Annotated in this window: 5 protein-coding genes and 19 pseudogenes; 9 read left to right on the top strand and 15 right to left on the bottom strand. The window is 73.7% G+C overall.

Annotation, left to right across the window (positions count from 1 at the left end; all coding sequences use genetic code 11):
- Nucleotides 1–130: 130 nt before the first annotated feature.
- The gene (locus UK94_RS08600; protein ID WP_011607270.1) at nt 131–1,030 is read left to right on the top strand and encodes an alpha/beta hydrolase; all 900 of its coding nucleotides are present in this window, start codon (nt 131–133) and stop codon (nt 1,028–1,030) included.
- A gap of 646 nt (nt 1,031–1,676) precedes the next feature.
- Here the strand turns inward: UK94_RS08600 and UK94_RS08610 are convergent.
- Both UK94_RS08610 and UK94_RS08615 read right to left on the bottom strand, forming a co-directional pair.
- A complete protein-coding gene (locus UK94_RS08610) occupies nt 1,677–2,867 on the bottom strand; it encodes a hypothetical protein (RefSeq protein WP_235487086.1) in 1,191 nt (396 codons plus the stop codon).
- A 129-nt stretch (nt 2,868–2,996) separates the two neighbouring features.
- Entirely contained in the window at nt 2,997–3,473 is a 477-nt protein-coding gene (locus tag UK94_RS08615) for an antibiotic biosynthesis monooxygenase (protein ID WP_011607267.1), read from the bottom strand.
- A 94-nt stretch (nt 3,474–3,567) separates the two neighbouring features.
- Here UK94_RS08615 and UK94_RS73160 point away from each other — a divergent pair.
- The 3 pseudogenes from UK94_RS73160 to UK94_RS44740 all read left to right on the top strand — a co-directional run.
- A pseudogene (locus tag UK94_RS73160) lies at nt 3,568–3,678 on the top strand (PadR family transcriptional regulator); the annotation flags it as partial.
- 1 nt (nt 3,679) lies between these two features.
- Nucleotides 3,680–3,771: pseudogene (locus UK94_RS44735) on the top strand (PadR family transcriptional regulator); the annotation flags it as partial.
- Between the two features lies 1 nt (nt 3,772).
- Nucleotides 3,773–4,275, top strand: a pseudogene (locus tag UK94_RS44740) (PadR family transcriptional regulator); the annotation flags it as partial.
- On the opposite strand, the pseudogene UK94_RS44745 reads toward UK94_RS44740, so the two are convergent.
- The 9 genes and pseudogenes from UK94_RS44745 to UK94_RS44775 form a co-directional block, all read right to left on the bottom strand.
- Nucleotides 4,195–4,689: pseudogene (locus UK94_RS44745) on the bottom strand (hypothetical protein); the annotation flags it as partial. The pseudogenes UK94_RS44740 and UK94_RS44745 overlap by 81 nt on opposite strands.
- A gap of 1 nt (nt 4,690) precedes the next feature.
- A pseudogene (locus UK94_RS44750) lies at nt 4,691–5,059 on the bottom strand (hypothetical protein); the annotation flags it as partial.
- Nucleotide 5,060: 1 nt separating this feature from the next.
- A pseudogene (locus UK94_RS44755) lies at nt 5,061–5,582 on the bottom strand (hypothetical protein); the annotation flags it as partial.
- Between the two features lies 1 nt (nt 5,583).
- Nucleotides 5,584–6,151, bottom strand: a pseudogene (locus UK94_RS44760) (hypothetical protein); the annotation flags it as partial.
- 78 nt (nt 6,152–6,229) lie between these two features.
- Nucleotides 6,230–6,438 (bottom strand): annotated as a pseudogene (locus tag UK94_RS44765) (magnesium chelatase); the annotation flags it as partial.
- 1 nt (nt 6,439) lies between these two features.
- Nucleotides 6,440–7,237: pseudogene (locus tag UK94_RS44770) on the bottom strand (magnesium chelatase); the annotation flags it as partial.
- Between the two features lies 1 nt (nt 7,238).
- Nucleotides 7,239–7,681: pseudogene (locus UK94_RS75900) on the bottom strand (magnesium chelatase); the annotation flags it as partial.
- A 251-nt stretch (nt 7,682–7,932) separates the two neighbouring features.
- The coding region (greA, locus tag UK94_RS08635; protein WP_235487087.1) for a transcription elongation factor GreA at nt 7,933–8,336 on the bottom strand (404 nt) is incomplete at its 5' end.
- A gap of 1 nt (nt 8,337) precedes the next feature.
- Nucleotides 8,338–8,415: pseudogene (locus UK94_RS44775) on the bottom strand (transcription elongation factor GreA); the annotation flags it as partial.
- Nucleotides 8,416–8,768: 353 nt separating this feature from the next.
- Here UK94_RS44775 and UK94_RS44780 point away from each other — a divergent pair.
- From UK94_RS44780 to UK94_RS44790, 3 pseudogenes are all read left to right on the top strand, one after another.
- A pseudogene (locus UK94_RS44780) lies at nt 8,769–8,997 on the top strand (mycothiol conjugate amidase Mca); the annotation flags it as partial.
- Between the two features lies 1 nt (nt 8,998).
- Nucleotides 8,999–9,372, top strand: a pseudogene (locus UK94_RS44785) (PIG-L family deacetylase); the annotation flags it as partial.
- Between the two features lie 7 nt (nt 9,373–9,379).
- Nucleotides 9,380–9,755: pseudogene (locus tag UK94_RS44790) on the top strand (mycothiol conjugate amidase Mca); the annotation flags it as partial.
- A 683-nt stretch (nt 9,756–10,438) separates the two neighbouring features.
- On the opposite strand, the pseudogene UK94_RS44795 reads toward UK94_RS44790, so the two are convergent.
- From UK94_RS44795 to UK94_RS44810, 4 pseudogenes are all read right to left on the bottom strand, one after another.
- A pseudogene (locus UK94_RS44795) lies at nt 10,439–11,335 on the bottom strand (class I tRNA ligase family protein); the annotation flags it as partial.
- A 1-nt stretch (nt 11,336) separates the two neighbouring features.
- Nucleotides 11,337–12,482: pseudogene (locus UK94_RS44800) on the bottom strand (class I tRNA ligase family protein); the annotation flags it as partial.
- 1 nt (nt 12,483) lies between these two features.
- A pseudogene (locus tag UK94_RS44805) lies at nt 12,484–12,665 on the bottom strand (hypothetical protein); the annotation flags it as partial.
- Between the two features lies 1 nt (nt 12,666).
- A pseudogene (locus tag UK94_RS44810) lies at nt 12,667–13,510 on the bottom strand (class I tRNA ligase family protein); the annotation flags it as partial.
- 960 nt (nt 13,511–14,470) lie between these two features.
- Between UK94_RS44810 and UK94_RS44815 the strand changes: the two are divergent.
- On the top strand, nt 14,471–15,275 hold an 805-nt coding region (locus UK94_RS44815), incomplete at its 3' end, for a DUF255 domain-containing protein (protein WP_235487088.1).
- Nucleotide 15,276: 1 nt separating this feature from the next.
- Nucleotides 15,277–15,863: pseudogene (locus UK94_RS44820) on the top strand (N-acylglucosamine 2-epimerase); the annotation flags it as partial.

Below are 15,863 nucleotides of genomic sequence, written 5' to 3' on the forward strand. Positions count from 1 at the left end.
GTGCCCACGCGTGGCGGGAGGACCGGTGGGCTCCGCCTCCTCGGCGGGCGCAGCGGCCCGATTGGGNGAGGNTGGCTCGATTTGGCCTGGAAGACGTGCGCGCCAGCCACGGGATGGTTACCTTCCGACCATGGGCATCGTCACGGTCAACGGCATCGACCTCGCCTACGAGATCCACGGCGACGACGACGGTCTGCCGCTGCTGCTGATCGGCGGCCTTGGCCAGCAGCTCGTCGGCTGGCATCCCGACCTGCTCGCCGCGCTCGCCCGGCGCGGCTACCGGGCGATCGTCTTCGACAACCGCGACGTGGGCCTGTCCACCCATCTCGATCACCTCGGCCGGCCCGACCTCGGGGCGATCATCGCCGGGCGCTTCGACCTCGCCCCCTACGGGCTCGCCGACCTCGCCACCGACGCGCTGGGCCTGCTCACCGCGCTCGGCGTCGAGTCGGCGCACCTGCTGGGCCTGTCGATGGGCGGCATGATCGCCCAGATCGCGGCGTTGCGCAGCCCGGGGCAGGTCCGCAGCCTCACGTCGGTGATGTCGCACCCCGGCGACCACCGGGTGCAGCCGACGCGGGAGGCCATCGGGTTGTTCCTGCGCCCGGCGCCGCTCGACCTGGAGCAGTCCGTCCTCGCCGCGCACGAGGCGTATCGGGTGCTCGGCTCGCCGGAGTTCGCGCCGGACGAGGCGTGGGTGCGCCGGCGCGCCGAGATCTACTGGGACCGGCGGGCCAACCCCGACGGTCTGCTGCGCCAGGTCGCCGCGGTGCTCTCCGCCCCGGACCGCACCGCGGAGCTCGCCGGGCTGCGCCCGCCCACCCTCGTCGTCCACGGCGGCGCCGACCCACTCGTTCCCGTGATCGGCGGCCGGCTCACGGCCGCGGCGATCCCGGCCGCGGAGCTGCTGGAGATCGACGGGATGGGCCACGACCTGCCCCGGCAGGTGTGGGACCGGGTGCTGGACAAGCTGGAGGACGTCGTCGACCGTGGAGAGGCCGGTCGGCACTACCTCGCCGCCGCGAGCTGATCCCGGCCGTGAGCTGAGCGGCCGTGAGCTGAGCGGCCGTGCGGCCGTCGAGGCGCCGCCCCCGGCCTACGCGCCGGGTTTGACCACCATCAGGGCGACGACCACGACCCAGCAGGCGGAGCTCAGCACCGCGCCGCCGGTGACGGTGCCGAGCCGGCGCCGGGCGTCCCCGCCCGCGTCGATCTCGGCGACGGCGTGCGACAGGCCGGGTGCGATGACCGCCAGGCAGATCCCGCANGCCACCACCCACAGCACCAGCGAGCCNAGCAGCCAGGAGTCGCTGAACGACCGCACACTGCCGAAGGACCCCTGGTGCACCATCCCCGCGCCGGTTACCGCGATGAGCAGCGAGGCCAGCCCGAACCCGCGCACCAGCCGGGCGGCGAGCCGCAGCATCGGCAGGGCGCCCGGCCCGGCCCGCAGCAGCCGGGGAATGGCCGCGCAGACCAGGGTCAGCGGTCCGATGACGAAGATCGCGAGAAGGACGTGCAGGGTGAGGAGGAGCCCGAAGCTGCCCGGATGCGGCATGCGCAGACGGTACCGACCGACTCCTCACCCTTGTGCACCGACCGCCTGAGCACCGGCTGTGGGCCGCCTGTGCAGGTCCGGTGCTCTGGGGGGTCGTGCCTCGCGGGGCTCGGCGCCCTCAGAGCGGGAAGGACTGGTAATAGAGCAGTTTCACCGCATCGCCGAAGTACGTCCCGTACAGGCGGTCGGTGGAGCCGGCGTAGGCGTAGCTGACCCCCCCGTCGATCCAGCCGTGGCCGGGGCCGAGCCGGCCGAACCCGGTGATGAACGGACCGCCGCTCGCGCCCGCCGTCATCCGGCAGTGCACGCCGATCGACGGGCCCCCGTACCGGTCGACCGACCCGGGCCCGCCGCAGTAGATGAGCTGGCTGCCGTCGTACGGCGACAGGCGTGGGTAGCCGAAGCTGTACTGCGCGGAGGTGCTCGGCAGGCCGAAGGCGATGCCCTGGCCGCCGACCACGTTCTCGATGTGCTGGCCGCCGTGGGTGTTGAACAGCGCGAAGCCGGCGTCGACGTCGAAGTTCGAGCCGCCCGCCCACCCCGGTGTCACGGTCAGCCGGCGGGCGGTCCAGATGCCGTACGGCATGGTCCCGTCGGTGTAGCCGGGGACGAAGGCGACCCGCCGGGCGAACTGCGCGCGCGCGCCGCCATGCAGACAGTGCCCCGCGGTCACGACGAGGTCATGGCCCGGGCTGGTCACCACGCTCGCCGAACACGCGAAGTCGGCGCCGCCGATGGTGGTGAACAGTCGGCCGGTGGTCACCGTGACCAGACCGCCCCGGGTGTACGGCGTGCCGTCGCTGGGCGGCGGGGGCGTGCTCGACAGCCCGGGGCTCGGGTCGTCGGCGAACGGCGTGCCCACCGCCGCCGCGGTGCCGGACTTGGCGTCGGCCCGGTCGGTGGTGTGGGAGCCGAAGGCCCGGTCGCGACGCTCGGCCGTCCAGTACCGTTCGACCGCGCGCTGCTCGGCGTCGGTCACCGCGCCGGGTGCAGACAGCGGCGCCGGCTGCCCCCGGGTGATCTCGGCGGCGAGGTCGGCCGGCCGGACCAGTCCGGCGTCGGGACCCGCGATCGGCGGGCCGCCGACCACCGGCCGCGCCCCCGCGCCCGGCAGGCCGACAGAGCCGCGCAGGCCGTCCGCGAGGACCGCGCCGCCCGGCGCGGCCTGAGCGGGATCGGCCGGCATGGTCGTGGGGGCGAGTCCCATGCCCGCGGTCAGCAGCACGGTGGCGACCAGCCGCGAACGGACCGGTGGCCGGGGCTGCGGCCCGCGCTGCCGCAGGCTCGCCCGATGCCTCGCGCCGGCCACGCCTTCCCCTGCCCACCGTGACTTCACGATCGCGCAGAGTAGCAGAACTCGAGATTGCTGGGGCGGGGCGCGGCGGCCCCTCGCCAGGTGCCGGTCAGATGCCCCGCGGCGGGNGAGAGTGGGGTGCGGTCAGTCGGCGGGCGCGGCGAGGTGCTCGTGGGCCTGCGCCCAGGTGGGGGCGCCGGCGCTGGCCGGCGGGTGCCAGTGAACGAGCCGGGCCTGGGCCATCGCGGGTCCGAGGCGGCGCATCGCCTGCCGGTGGTGCGGGTTGCCGACGAACGCGTCCAGCGCGGCCCGGTCCATCCACGCGGACAGGGTGAAGTACTCGCGGCGCAGCGGCCGGGCGACGAGCGAGACGCCGAGGGCGCCGGGCGCCGCGAGCACGGCCCGCCGCACGGCGAGTGCCGAGCGCAGCATCGCGATCGTGTGCCTGGTCGAGGTGAGGACGAAGTGCGAGGCCATGACCTCGATGGCGCCGTCCTCGATGGCGTCGCCAGCACCACCAGCACCACCAGCACCACCGGTGCGTCCCGCGGCGCTGGTGCCCTCGGGTTCGGCGCCGCGGGCCTTGCCGTCGCGCGGGGCGGTCCAGGGAATCGTCGGCATGGTGACCCACCTCCACAATCGTCTGACTCGGACTGTCCTCCAGATCAGAATAGTCTCAATGAGACGGTATGAGTCAAGCCGTATTATGGAGACCATGGCGGAGATCGCGCTGACACCGGTGTCGTACCTGGTCCTCGGGGAGGTGGCCCGGCGCGGCAGCGCCACCCCCTACGACCTCAAGGTGGCGGTGGCCGAATCGGTCGGGNACTACTGGTCGTTCCCGCACGCGCAGCTCTACAAGGAGCCGCCGCGCCTCGCCGAGGCCGGGCTGCTGGCCGAGGAGCGGGAGACCGGGGGTNGGCGCCGGCGCACCTTCCGGATCACCGACGCCGGCCGGCGCAGCCTGCAGGACTGGCTCTCCTCGCCCGATCCCGGGCGCACCGAACTACGCGACCTCGGCCTGCTCAAACTCGCGTTCGCCGACCTCGGCCGCCCCGGCGACGTCGCCCGGCTCGCCCGCGCCCAGGCCGCCGCGCACCGGGCGCACCTGGAGGTCTACCGCACGCTGGCCGCACTGCCGCCGGACGCCATGGTCTGGACGCTGCGGCGCACGCTGGACCTGGGTCTCGCCTACGAGCGGCTCGTGGCGGAGTTCTGGGAGCGGCTCGCCGCCGACCCCGCCCTCACCCCGACCGCCCCGGCTCCGCCGCCGACCCCGGCTCCGCCGACATCGACACCGACCGCCGCACCCACACGACCGGCGCGGGACGTCCCCGGCGGGTCAGCGGGCGACGCGGTGGCGTCCCCGGGACCGCAGGTAGTCCCGGATGACGTAGCTGCCGAGGGCGGTGGGGTCGGGTGAGAGCACCCGCCCGCCGTTGCGCCGGGCCATCTCCTCGACGAACTGCACGAGCCGCGGCTCGTCGTCGAGCATGAACACGTTGATGGTCACCCCGCGGCGGGTCAGCCGGTCCACCTCGGCCAGGGTCAGCTCGAGGGTCTCGGGCATCGGCGGCCAGGAGAACGACGGGGTGCCGTCGCGCAGCAGGTGCGCGGTGGGCTCCCCGTCGGTGACGACCATGACGACCGGTTCGGCCTGCGGGTACCGGCTGAGCAGCCGGCCGGCGATCAGCAGCGCGTGCTGCAGGTTGGTGCCCTGAACCATCTCGGAGTCGAGGCCGGCGAGCTCCACCGGCCGCAGCTCGCGGGCGTAGTCCGAGAAACCGATGATGTGGATCTTGTCCTGCGGGAACGACGTGCTGACGAGGGTGTGCAGNGCCAGCGCCGTCGACTTCGCGATCCCCCACGTCCCACGCAGGGCCATCGAGTAGGACAGGTCGACGAGCAGGCAGACCGCGGCGGTGGTGCGCCGCTCGGTCTCGGCGACCTCGAAGTCGCCGACCTCCAGCCGCACCGGCCGGCCCTTGCCGGTCGGCCCGGCGCGCAGCACGGCGTTGCGCACCGTGCGGACGACGTCGATCGGCTGGGTGTCGCCGAACTGCCAGGCCCGCGAGGTGCCGAGCAGGTCGCCGGCCGAACCGGCGTCGGTGAGGTTGTGGTCGCCGCGGCCCCGGGCGGAGACCTGGCGGAAGATCCGGGCCAGCGCCGCCTGCCCGATCCGGCGGACCGCGCGGGGGGTGAGCTCCNGGCTGCCGGCCCGGCGGGTGATGAACCCCTGCTGCTCCAACTCCCGCTCGATCTGCTGGAGGCTGCGCAGGTCGTCGACGGCGGACCGGCCCAGCGCCCGGGCGACCGCATCCGGGTCGATGTCCTCCAGGGAGGCGCCGGCGTAGTCCTGCCCGAGGGCGGAGGCGAGCTCGTCGAGCTCCGCGAGCTCCTCCAGCGCCGAGGTGGCGTCGCCGAGGCCCAGCGGCTCGTCCCCGGTGAGGCCCTCGCCGAGCCGGCCGCCGCGGCCACGGGCCCGGCCGCCCCAGTTCAGGTCCGGGCGGGAGGCGCGCAGCGCCTGGGCGAGCCGGGACATCTCGGCCGCCAGGCCCAGATCCTCCATGGCGGTGGACATCAGGTCGGCGAGCTCGGAGCGCTGCTGCGGGGTGAGCCCGGCGAGCAGCCGGGCGGCCGCCGCCGACCGGCGCGCCAGCGCGTCGACCAGCTCCTCGAGCGACTGCGGGTTCTCCGGGAAGAAGTCGCCGTACTGGGACATGAACTCGGNGAACGCCGCGTCGGTGTCCTCGCCGCGGGCGTCGGCCTCCAGCAGGGTGTTCAGCGCCCCGATCATGTCCCGGATGCGGGCGAAATCCTCCGGCGTCGCCCCCTCCAGGGCCTGCTTCATGCCCCTGAACTGGCTGTCGAGGACCTCCCGGCGCAGCAGCTCGGAGATCTTCTCGTAGGTCTCGCGGGCCTGCGGGGAACGCCAGTCGTACTCGGCCAGCGACCGCACCGCGCGCGCCGGGTCGGCGGGCAGCGCGTCGAGCTCGGCCTCCCGCAGGCGGGCCTCGTCCGACGGGTCGGGGAACAGTGCCGCCCGTTCCTGACCGACGGCCGTGTCGAGCAGCCGGCGGACCTCCTCCAGGGTGCCGTCCATCCGGCCGCGGGACCGGGCCTCGCGCCGGCGCCGCTCGATGGCGCGGCGCATGTCGTCCAGGCCACGCCGGCCCGGCATGCCGCGGCGCAGCAGCGCCTCCAGCGCCTCCCGGGGGGTGCGCCCCTCCAGGATCTGGCGGGACATCTCGTCGAGCGCGCCGGCCGCGGTGAAGGGGGAGGCCAGCGGGTCGGGCCCGNCGTCCCAGGGGCCGTAACGGAATGCGCCGGAGCTCACCGGGGTCCTCCCACGAGTGTCATGTCAGGAGCCGGNCATGTCAGGAGCCGTAGACCGTCCGGCCCGGCAGCTCCTCCTTGGCGAGCCGGCGGTTGAGGTGCAGTCCCTCCATCGCCAGCTCCAGCGCCGCCGCGGCGAGGCCGGGCGACTCCGCGCCGTCCACGCCGAGCCGGTTCAGGATCGCCGCGAGACCGGGCACCGGACCGACCCGGCGCAGTAGCTCGGCGGCGGGCACCATGTCGCCCGTCTNGACCGGGCCGTCGGCGTCGAACCGGTTCTGCAGCCCGGTGAGGTCGGCTCCGGCGAGGCGAGCCCGGAACGTCTCGGCGATCGCGCGGCGCAGCAGCAGCGCGAGCACCTCGTCCTCGCGCCCCTCCTCGAGCTGGTCGAACTCGACCTTGCCGCGCACCGCCGGCACGATCGCGGCGAGGTCGACCACCCGGGCGGTGGGCGTCTCCTCTCCGGTCAGTGCCGCGCGGCGGACCGCGGAGGCGGCCACCGTCTCCGCCGCGGCCACCGCCAGCCGGGCCGACACGCCCGAACGCTGGTCGACCTGCGGGGCGTCACGGACGAGCCGGGTGAACCGGGCCACGATCTCCACCAGGTGCTCGGCGAGCTCGGGGGTCCCCAGCGGCGACCCCGCCCAGGAGATCACGGCCTCCTGGCGGATCAGCGCGAGCTCGTCGGCGAGCTGCAGGGGGTAGTGGGTGCGCACCTCGGCGCCGAAGCGGTCCTTGAGCGGGGTGATGATCCGGCCGCGGTTGGTGTAGTCCTCCGGGTTCGCCGAGGCCACCAGCAGCAGGTCGAGCGGCAGGCGCAGCAGGTAGCCGCGGACCTGGATGTCGCGCTCCTCCAGCACGTTGAGCAGCGACACCTGGATGCGCTCGGCGAGGTCGGGCAGCTCGTTGACGCTGAAGATGCCGCGGTTCGTGCGCGGCACCAGGCCGTAGTGCACCGTCTCCGGGTCGCCGAGGGTGCGGCCCTCGGCGACCTTCACCGGGTCGACGTCGCCGATCAGGTCGCCCACGCTGGTGTCCGGCGTGGCGAGNTTCTCGCCGAACCGGTCGGAGCGGTGGCGCCAGGCGATCGGAAGATCCTCGCCGAGCTCGGCCGCCAGCGTCCGGCAACGGCCGCAGACGGGCACGTACGGGTGGTCGTTGATCTCGCAGCCGGCGACGGCGGGCGACCACTCGTCGAGCAGATTCACCAGGGTGCGGATGAGCCGCGTCTTGCCCTGGCCGCGCTCGCCCAGGAAGACGATGTCGTGGCCGGCGAGGATGGCGCGCTCGACCTGCGGCAGGACGGTCTCGTCGAACCCGACGATGCCCGGGAAGCGCGGCGTGTCGCCCTTCATCAGGGCGACGAGGTTGTCGCGCAGCTCCGTGCGGACGGGCCGGTGAACGTGCCCGCTGCGGCGAAGCTCACCCACCGTGGCATAGGGCGGAGCGGCATCCGCCGGCGCGGTGGCCGGGGATGTCGCGGTCGGTGGCATGGAATGACGGGGCGGTGCCGGCAGATCCTCCACGCGTCGACGGTACGTCGACACCGCCCGCGGCGCAGCGAAGTCGGCTGCCGTCCGCTGCAGGCGTAGTCGGGGGTACGCCGGCCGCCCCGCCCGAAGGAGCCCCGCGCCCGCCGACTGGCTCGTCCGGGCGGACTGGCGCGAAGGTGCCGGCGCGCCAGCCACGATGGGTGACCCCCGGCCCGGCCCAAGTGGCATGGACGATCCCGGCTCCGGCGCCGTCAGGAGCCGTAAGGTGCGACCGAGACGATCTCGACCTTCGCGGAGCGGCCGTTGGGAAGTGTGTAGCTGACGGTCTCGCCGGCCTTGTGGCCGTTCACGGCGCCACCGAGCGGGGAGGCGGGGGAGAACACGTCGATGGGAGCGCTGTGGTCCTCGCGGGAGCCGATGAGGAACTTCTCGGTCTCCTGCTCGCCGGGGAAGCGCACCTCGACGACCGTGCCCGGACCGGCCTCACCGGTCGTGGCGGGCGACTCGCCCACCTGGGCGTCCCGTAGCAGGTCGGAGAGCTGGCGGATCCGGGCCTCCTGCTTGCCCTGCTCCTCCTTGGCGGCGTGGTAACCGCCGTTCTCCTTGAGGTCGCCCTCCTCGCGGGCCGCCTCGATCTTGGTCGCGATCTCCGTGCNCCAGGGGCCGGTGAGGTAGTCGAGCTCGGAGCGGAGCCGGTCGTATGCCTCCTGAGTGAGCCAAGTCTGCTGCGTCACGCGGGTCACGCTCCTCGGTGAACATCAAAAGGGTCACGATATCAAGGTGAATCAAGGAATCCAGGGTCGAGCCCGCTGACTCCAGCACCGGCCGTCCACCNCCGGGAGACCCCAGACCAGCGGTTCTACCCTTCCGGGTGATCCGTCAGTCCGTGGTGTGGACCAAGACCGCACGCCTGGCGGAGCGGGAGCANGGCGAACGGGTGCCGGGCTCCATCGGTCCCCCTGGGGCCGGACCGACACCGATGTCGGTACGCCGGCCGGCGACGTCNCACCCGTCACCGCATGCGCGGACGGTGCATTGTGCCACGGCGTTGGGTGACTTTTCCAGATCAAACGTGGAGGCGGGCTCCATGGTTCCGCACAGTGGTGTAGCACGGCGGTCACGCCACGGCCACCCAGGTCGATGGCCGTGGTCCGGCCCGGCCGTCAGCGACAATGGTGGCATGCCTTCGGTCGACGAGCGGCATGGCCTGCGTCTCATGGCCATCCATGCCCACCCCGATGACGAGTCCAGTAAGGGCGCGGCCACGATGGCGCGTTACGCGAGCGAGGGCGTGGACGTGCTGGTCGTGACATGTANCGGCGGAGAGGAGGGCAGTGTCCTCAACCCGGCGATGGACCAACCCGGCGTCGCCGAGCGCATCACCGAGATCCGCCGCGAGGAGATGGAGAACGCCCGGCGCATCCTTGGCGTCCGCCAGGAGTGGCTCGGCTTCGTCGACTCCGGCCTGCCCGAGGGCGACCCGCTGCCGCCCGTGCCGCCGGGGCGCTTCGCCACCACGCCCCTCACCGCGGCGGCCCGGCCCCTGGTCAGGCTGATTCGCACCTTCCGGCCGCAGGTCATCACGACCTACGACGAGTCCGGCGGTTATCCGCACCCCGACCACGTCATGACGCACAACATCAGCATCGAGGCGTTCGAGGCGGCCGGCGACCCCGAGCGCTATCCCGAGGNGGGGGNGGACGCCGGGCTCGCCCCCTGGCAGCCGCTCAAGCTCTACTACCACCTCACCTTCCACAAGGAGCGCATCCTCGCGCTACACGAGGCGCTGCTGGCCCGCGGCCTGGAGTCCCCCTACACGGAACGCCTCGACGAGTGGGCCGACCGGGCGGCGGACGCCGGCCGGCTCACCACCCGGGTGCCGTGCGCGGACTGGTTCGCCACCCGCGATCGCGCCCTGATCGCGCACGCCACCCAGGTCGATCCCACCGGATGGTGGTTCCGGGTCCCGCTCGACGTGCAGCGGGAGGTCTGGCCCACCGAGGACTACCAACTCGCCCGATCGCTGATCGAGGTCGGCACGCTGCCCGAGGACGACCTGTTCAACGGCGTGTGACCGTGCGCACGGCGGGTGGCCGGCTGGCCGGCGGGAGCTGATCGGCGCCCGCCGGCGGCGGTCCGGCGCGGCGTAATGTCGGGGTGGGCACCGCCGGGAGCCCACGGCGCACCGCCCGCTGGGCGGAGCCGGTCGCGCGCTCGCGCGCGGCGCAGCGGCGGGTAGACCGCAGAGTTTGGATCCGGGTGTGAGGACGTCACCGTGAACGAGATCTTCGCCGGTTCCGTGCTGGCCGAGCAGGAGAGCAGCGCGGGCGGTCTCGGACTGCTCATCGTCGTGGGGCTGATCGTGGTCTCCACCGGGCTGTTCTTCATGCTCTCGAAGAGCCTGCNCCGGATGCGCGCGAACGTGGCGAACGGTGACTTCCTCGGGGTCGATCCCGACCGGCTCACCGGCCCGGTCGACCCCCGCCAGGCGATCCGCCGCCGCTCGGTGCTGGCCGGCCGGCGCGGCCCGGTGATCGACGGCGAGGTCGTCGACGACGCCGCGGCCACGGATGGCGAGGGCGAGCATCTCGACCTGCCCGCCCAGCCCGGCCCCCCGGGTCCCGGCGGCCGCTAAGCAGTCTCCCCTCGGCCNCTTCCGGATCTTCTGCTTATCCGGAGGGTTTCGTGTCCGATTTATCCCTCCGGATAAGCAGGGTGGTGGCGGGAGCGGTCAGCCCAGGGCGATGTTGACGATGNGGCCGGGCACGATGATGGTCTTCTTGATGGTTCGGCCCTCGGTCTGGCGCGCGTAGTCGGGGTGCGCGGTGAGCAGCTCGCGGATCACGGGCTCCGCGGCACCGTCGGGCACCTGGAGGGTGAACCGCACCTTCCCGTTCACCTGGACCGGGATGGTCCGCTCGGCCTCGGCGGCCAGCGCCGGGTCGCCCACGGGGAAGGCCGCGCGGCTCACCGACTCGCCGTGCCCGAGCCGCGCCCAGAGCTCCTCCGCGATGTGCGGGGCCAGCGGCGCCACCATCAGGACGAGCGGCTCGGCCAGCGCCCGGGGCGTCGCGGCCTGGCCGTACCGCTTCGAGACGTAGTTCGTCAGCTCGATGAGCCGGGCGACGGCCGTGTTGAACCGCAGGCCCGCGTACTCCGCCGCCAACGTGATGATCGTCCGGTGCAGGACGCGGGTGGCCTCGGCGTCCAGCTGCTCGTCGGAGACGGCGACCGTGCCGCTGCCCTCGTCGACGACCGCGCGCCACAGGCGCTGCAGGAACCGGTGGGAGCCGACGATGTCGTCGGTGTGCCAGGGCCGGTCGGCGTCGAGCGGACCCATCGCCATCTCGTAGACGCGCAGCGTGTCGGCGCCGAACCGCTCGTACATCTCGTCCGGGCTGACGCTGTTCTTCAGGCTCTTGCCCATCTTGCCGGAGCGGCGGTCGACCGGCGCGCCGTGGTGGGTGAAGCGGCCGTCGTCGGTCTGCTTCACCTCGGCCGCCGGGACGTACATCCCGCGGGCGTCGGTGAACGCGTCGGCCTGGATGTAGCCCTGGTTGAACAGCCGCTTGAACGGCTCCTTGGACGACACGTGCCCCAGGTCGTAGAGCACCTTCTGCCAGAACCGGGCGTAGAGCAGGTGCAGCACCGCGTNCTCGACGCCGCCGACGTAGAGGTCGACGCCGCCGTCGCCGGCCGCCGCGCCCGGCTTGGCCAGCCAGTACCGCTCGACGGTCTCGTCGACGAACCGCTCGGTGTTGGTCGGGTCCAGGTAGCGCAGGTGGTACCAGCAGGACCCGGCCCACTGCGGCATCGTGTTCGTCTCGCGCCGGTAGCGCTTCGGGCCGTCACCGAGGTCGAGCGTGACGCTCGCCCAGTCGGCCACGCGGGCCAGCGGCGGCACCGGATCGCTCTCGTCGTCCTCGGCCATCGCCGTCGGCCGGAAGTCGGTCATCTCGGGCAGTTCGACGGGCAGCAGCTCGTCCGGGACGGCGTACGGCAGGCCGTCGTCGTCGAAGACGATCGGGAACGGCTCGCCCCAGTAGCGCTGCCGGGAGAACAGCCAGTCCCGCAGCCGGTAGGACCGGGCCAGCCGGCCGTGGCCGCCGTCCTCCAACCACCGCACCGTCGTCTTGATCGCGTCGGGCTTGGTCAGGCCGGCGAGCACCGGCGTACCCGCGGGCCCGGGCAGGTAGGCACCCTCGCCGCCGAACGCCTCAGGCCACGCGGACGGCGGGGCGCCCGGGGTCACCCGGTGCTCGGCGTACCACTGCTCGTCCGGCGCCAGCACCGCCGGGATCGGCAGGTCGAACGCGCGGGCGAAGCTGAAGTCCCGGCTGTCGTGCGCCGGCACGGCCATGATCGCGCCGGTGCCGTAGCCGACGAGCACGTAGTCCGCGAGGAAGACGGGGAGCAGCCCGCCGCCCACCGGGTTGCGCACGTAGGCACCGGTGAACACGCCCGTGCGGTCGACCTCCTCGCCGCGCTGGCGGTCGCTGCGCCGCGCGGCGAAGGCCCGGTACGCCTCGACGGCGGCGCGCGGCGTCCAGGCGGGGTCCGCGGCGGCGGCCTCGACCTCGGCGGCTCCCACCTCCTCGGCCGCCACCTCCTCGGCCGCCACCTCGGCGGCCTCGCCGACGGCCGGGCCGCGGCCGGCGGGGAAGCGCCAGGCGCCGGGGGTGCCGGCCGGCCACGCGTCGGCGACCAGCGCGTCGACCTGCGGATGTTCGGGGGCGAGCACCAGGAAGGTCGCCCCGGCGAGGGTGTCGGGCCGGGTGGTGTACACCTCGATGCGCTGGCCNGGCGCCGCCCCGGCCGAGCCGGACGGGGGGACGACGGCGAACTCGACGCCGGCGCCGTCGCTCGGGCCGATCCAGTTGCGCTGCATCTGCTTGATCGAGTCGGACCAGTCGACCAGGTCGAGGTCGTCGACCAGCCGCTCGGCGTAGGCGGTGATCCGCAGCACCCACTGCCGCAGCGGCCGNCGGAACACCGGGTAGTTCCCGATGTCACTGCGGCCCTCGGCGGTGACCTCCTCGTTCGCCAGCACGGTGCCGAGCCCGGGGCACCAGTTGACGAGCTGCTCGGAGATGTAGGCCAGCCGGTGGGCGTCGACGACCCGGCGGCGGGTGACCCGGTCCAGCTCGGCCCAGGGCAGGCCCGTCGGGTTCGCGGCGCGCACGGCGTCGACCGACACGGCGGTGGTGCCGGCGGCGGGGCCGGCCGCCGGCGAGCGGGTCCCGGCCTCGAACTCGGCGATCAGCTCGGCGATCGGTCGCGCCCGGCCGGCCTGCGGGTCGTACCAGGCGTCGAAGATCTGCTCGAAGATCCACTGCGTCCAGCGGTAGTACCCGACGTCGGTCGTGGCTATCTCGCGGCGGGTGTCGTGGCCGAGCCCCAGCCGGGACAGCTGCCGGCGCATGTTGGCGATGTTGGCGTCGGTGGTCGTGCGCGGGTGCTGGCCGGTGTTGATGGCGTACTGCTCCGCGGGCAGGCCGAAGGCGTCGTAGCCGAACGGGTGCAGCACGTGGCGGCCGGACATGCGCAGGTAGCGGGCGAACACGTCGGTGCCGATGTACCCGAGCGGGTGACCGACGTGCAGGCCGGTGCCGCTGGGGTACGGGAACATGTCCATGATGTAGAACGGCTCGCGCCCGGCGACCTCGTCGAAGCCCGCGGCGAGCGGCCCGACCGGGTTCGGCGAGTTGAACGTGCCCTCGTCGGCCCACCGGCGCTGCCAGCGGCGCTCGATGTCCGCGGCGAGCCGGGCGTCGTAGCGGAACCCCGGCTCGTCGCCGGTCCCGGCCGTGGCCGTGGCACCGGAGGGGGNTACAGCGCCGGACGGGGATGCCGTGGCGTTCGCGGCGCCGGTACCGTGCTCGGCCGTCTCACTCATTCGCTCGTGCCACCCCAACTCGTTGGTACGCCGACCCTGCGACAACCCTGCCGCGTGCCCGCGGCGACTCCTCGACCGCTCTCGCGGCGCAACGGCGGCCTGGCGGACGGCGGTCGAGCGAGTGGACGGCGAACGGGTGGGCGAGCGGAGGAGCCGGGATCGTGCCTTCCCCCGAGCGTATCCGGTGCCGCACAACCCGGTTCCGACCGCACGCCACCACGAACGGACCGTGCCGCCCGAGCAGTCCCGGGCACCGGGTGATCTTCCCCTCCATGGTCGCCACGATGATCGACCTCGNCAATCGGTTTTCCTCCACCCGAGGGTCGCCGCCATGGTGCCGTGCCGGGTCTCACCCTGTCTCACCCGACGCCGCCCCTGGCATCTGCTGGCATGTTCAGGCATCCCGCGGGGCACGGGTGGGACTGGCGGAGCACCACCGGCTTCGGCCGGAGCAGCGCGCCGCGTTCCTGCCCGCCCGGCGGCTGTTCGTTCAGGGTCTCTCCGTCCGCGATTTCACCCGTCGCTGCGGGTCAAGGCGTTCACGTCGAAGCCGGGCCTGTTCGAGATGACCTGGGCGCCGGACGGCCGGGCGCTGTGGACGTACGGGGATCCGCTGCCGGGTCGCGGTACCGACCCGCATGTGATCTGGCTTCGGGTCGGTACCCACGACATCTTCCGCGGCTGACCCATCGGACGGTGCCCTCGACGACACGTCGCCGAGGGGCTGACCCGCCGGCGCCCGGCAGGGGTGGCTGGCGAGTTGGGGGTGCCGATGGCCACAGTCGGCGCGCCGGGGCACGGGTGGGGGCATAGCCGCTCGCCGCTTTGGTTGCATAGCCAGTGACCCGGGGCTCCACAGACCCGGGCGACGCCAGACCCTGAGGAGTTGCCCGGTGCCGAACAAGCTGGCGGAGCAGACGTCTCCGTACCTGCTCCAGCATGCGGACAACCCCGTCGACTGGTGGCCGTGGTGCCCGGAGGCGTTCGCCGAGGCGGCCCGCCGAGGGGTGCCCGTGCTGCTCTCGGTGGGCTACGCGTCCTGCCACTGGTGCCACGTCATGGCGCACGAGTCGTTCGAGGACGTGGTCACCGCCGCCTACATGAACGACCACTTCGTCAACATCAAGGTGGACCGGGAGGAGCGGCCGGACGTCGACTCCGTCTACATGGACGTCACCGTCGCCCTGACCGGTCACGGCGGTTGGCCGATGACGGTCTTCCTCACCCCGACCGCCGAGCCGTTCTTCGCGGGCACCTACTTCCCGCCCCGGCCCCGGCCGGGCATGGGGTCGTTCCGCCAGGTGCTGGAGGCAGTGGTCGCCGCCTGGCAGACCAGGCGGGCGGAGATCGAGGAGTCGGGAGCCGACATCGCCCGCCGGCTGGCGGAGGCGGCGGCGCGCGGCCCGGTCGCCGGGCTCGCCGCGAGCCCCACCTCCGGCGTCGCCGACGAGCTGAGCCCGCCGCTGCTGGACACGGCCGTCGCGGGCCTGTCCGCCCGGTTCGACGCGCGGCACGGCGGTTTCGGCGGGGCGCCGAAGTTCCCGCCGTCCATGGTCGCGGAGATGCTGTTGCGCCACGCCGCCCGCACCGGCGACGGGCACAGCCTGGAGATGGTGGCGCTGACCTGCGAGCGAATGGCCCGCGGCGGCATGTACGACCAGCTCGCCGGCGGCTTCGCCCGCTACAGCGTCGACGCGANGTGGACCGTCCCGCACTTCGAGAAGATGCTCTACGACAACGCCCAGCTGCTGCGGGTGTACCTGCACCTGTGGCGGGCCACCGGCTCGCCGCTGGCCCAGCGGGTGGTCCGGGAGACCGCGGCGTTCCTGCTCGCCGACCTGCGTACCCCGCAGGGCGGGTTCGCCTCGGCGCTCGACGCGGACGCGGTGCCGGCGGGCGTCCCGGCGGCCCACGCGCAGCCCGAGGAGGGCGCGAGCTACTCGTGGACACCCGCCGGCCTGCGCGCCGCCCTCGGCGCGGACGACGGTGCCTGGGCAGCGGAGATCTTCGGCGTCACCGCGGAGGGCACGTTCGAGCACGGGACGTCGGTGCTGCAGCTTCCGGCGGACCCGCCCGACGCGGCGCGCTTCGCGGCGGTGCGCGCGGCCCTGGCCGCCGCCCGGGCCGGCCGTCCGCAGCCCGCCCGGGACGACAAGGTGGTCGCCGCGTGGAACGGGCTGGCCATCGCCGCCCTCGCCGAGGCCGGGGCGCTGCTCGACGAGCCGGCCTGGATCCGCGCCGCCGAGGACGCGGCCGTGCTGCTGCGCGACGTCCACCTCGTGGCGG

The organism is Frankia sp. AvcI1 (genome assembly GCF_001420875.1).
Classification (GTDB): Bacteria; Actinomycetota; Actinomycetes; order Frankiales; family Frankiaceae; genus Frankia; species Frankia alni.

What these genes read in the sequence shown, in the direction of transcription:
- UK94_RS08615 (WP_011607267.1), bottom strand. Translation starts at nt 3,473, where the DNA reads ATGCCGACGATTCCCTGGACCGCCCCGCGCGACGGCAAGGCCCGCGGC.
- UK94_RS08600 (WP_011607270.1), top strand. Translation starts at nt 131, where the DNA reads ATGGGCATCGTCACGGTCAACGGCATCGACCTCGCCTACGAGATCCAC.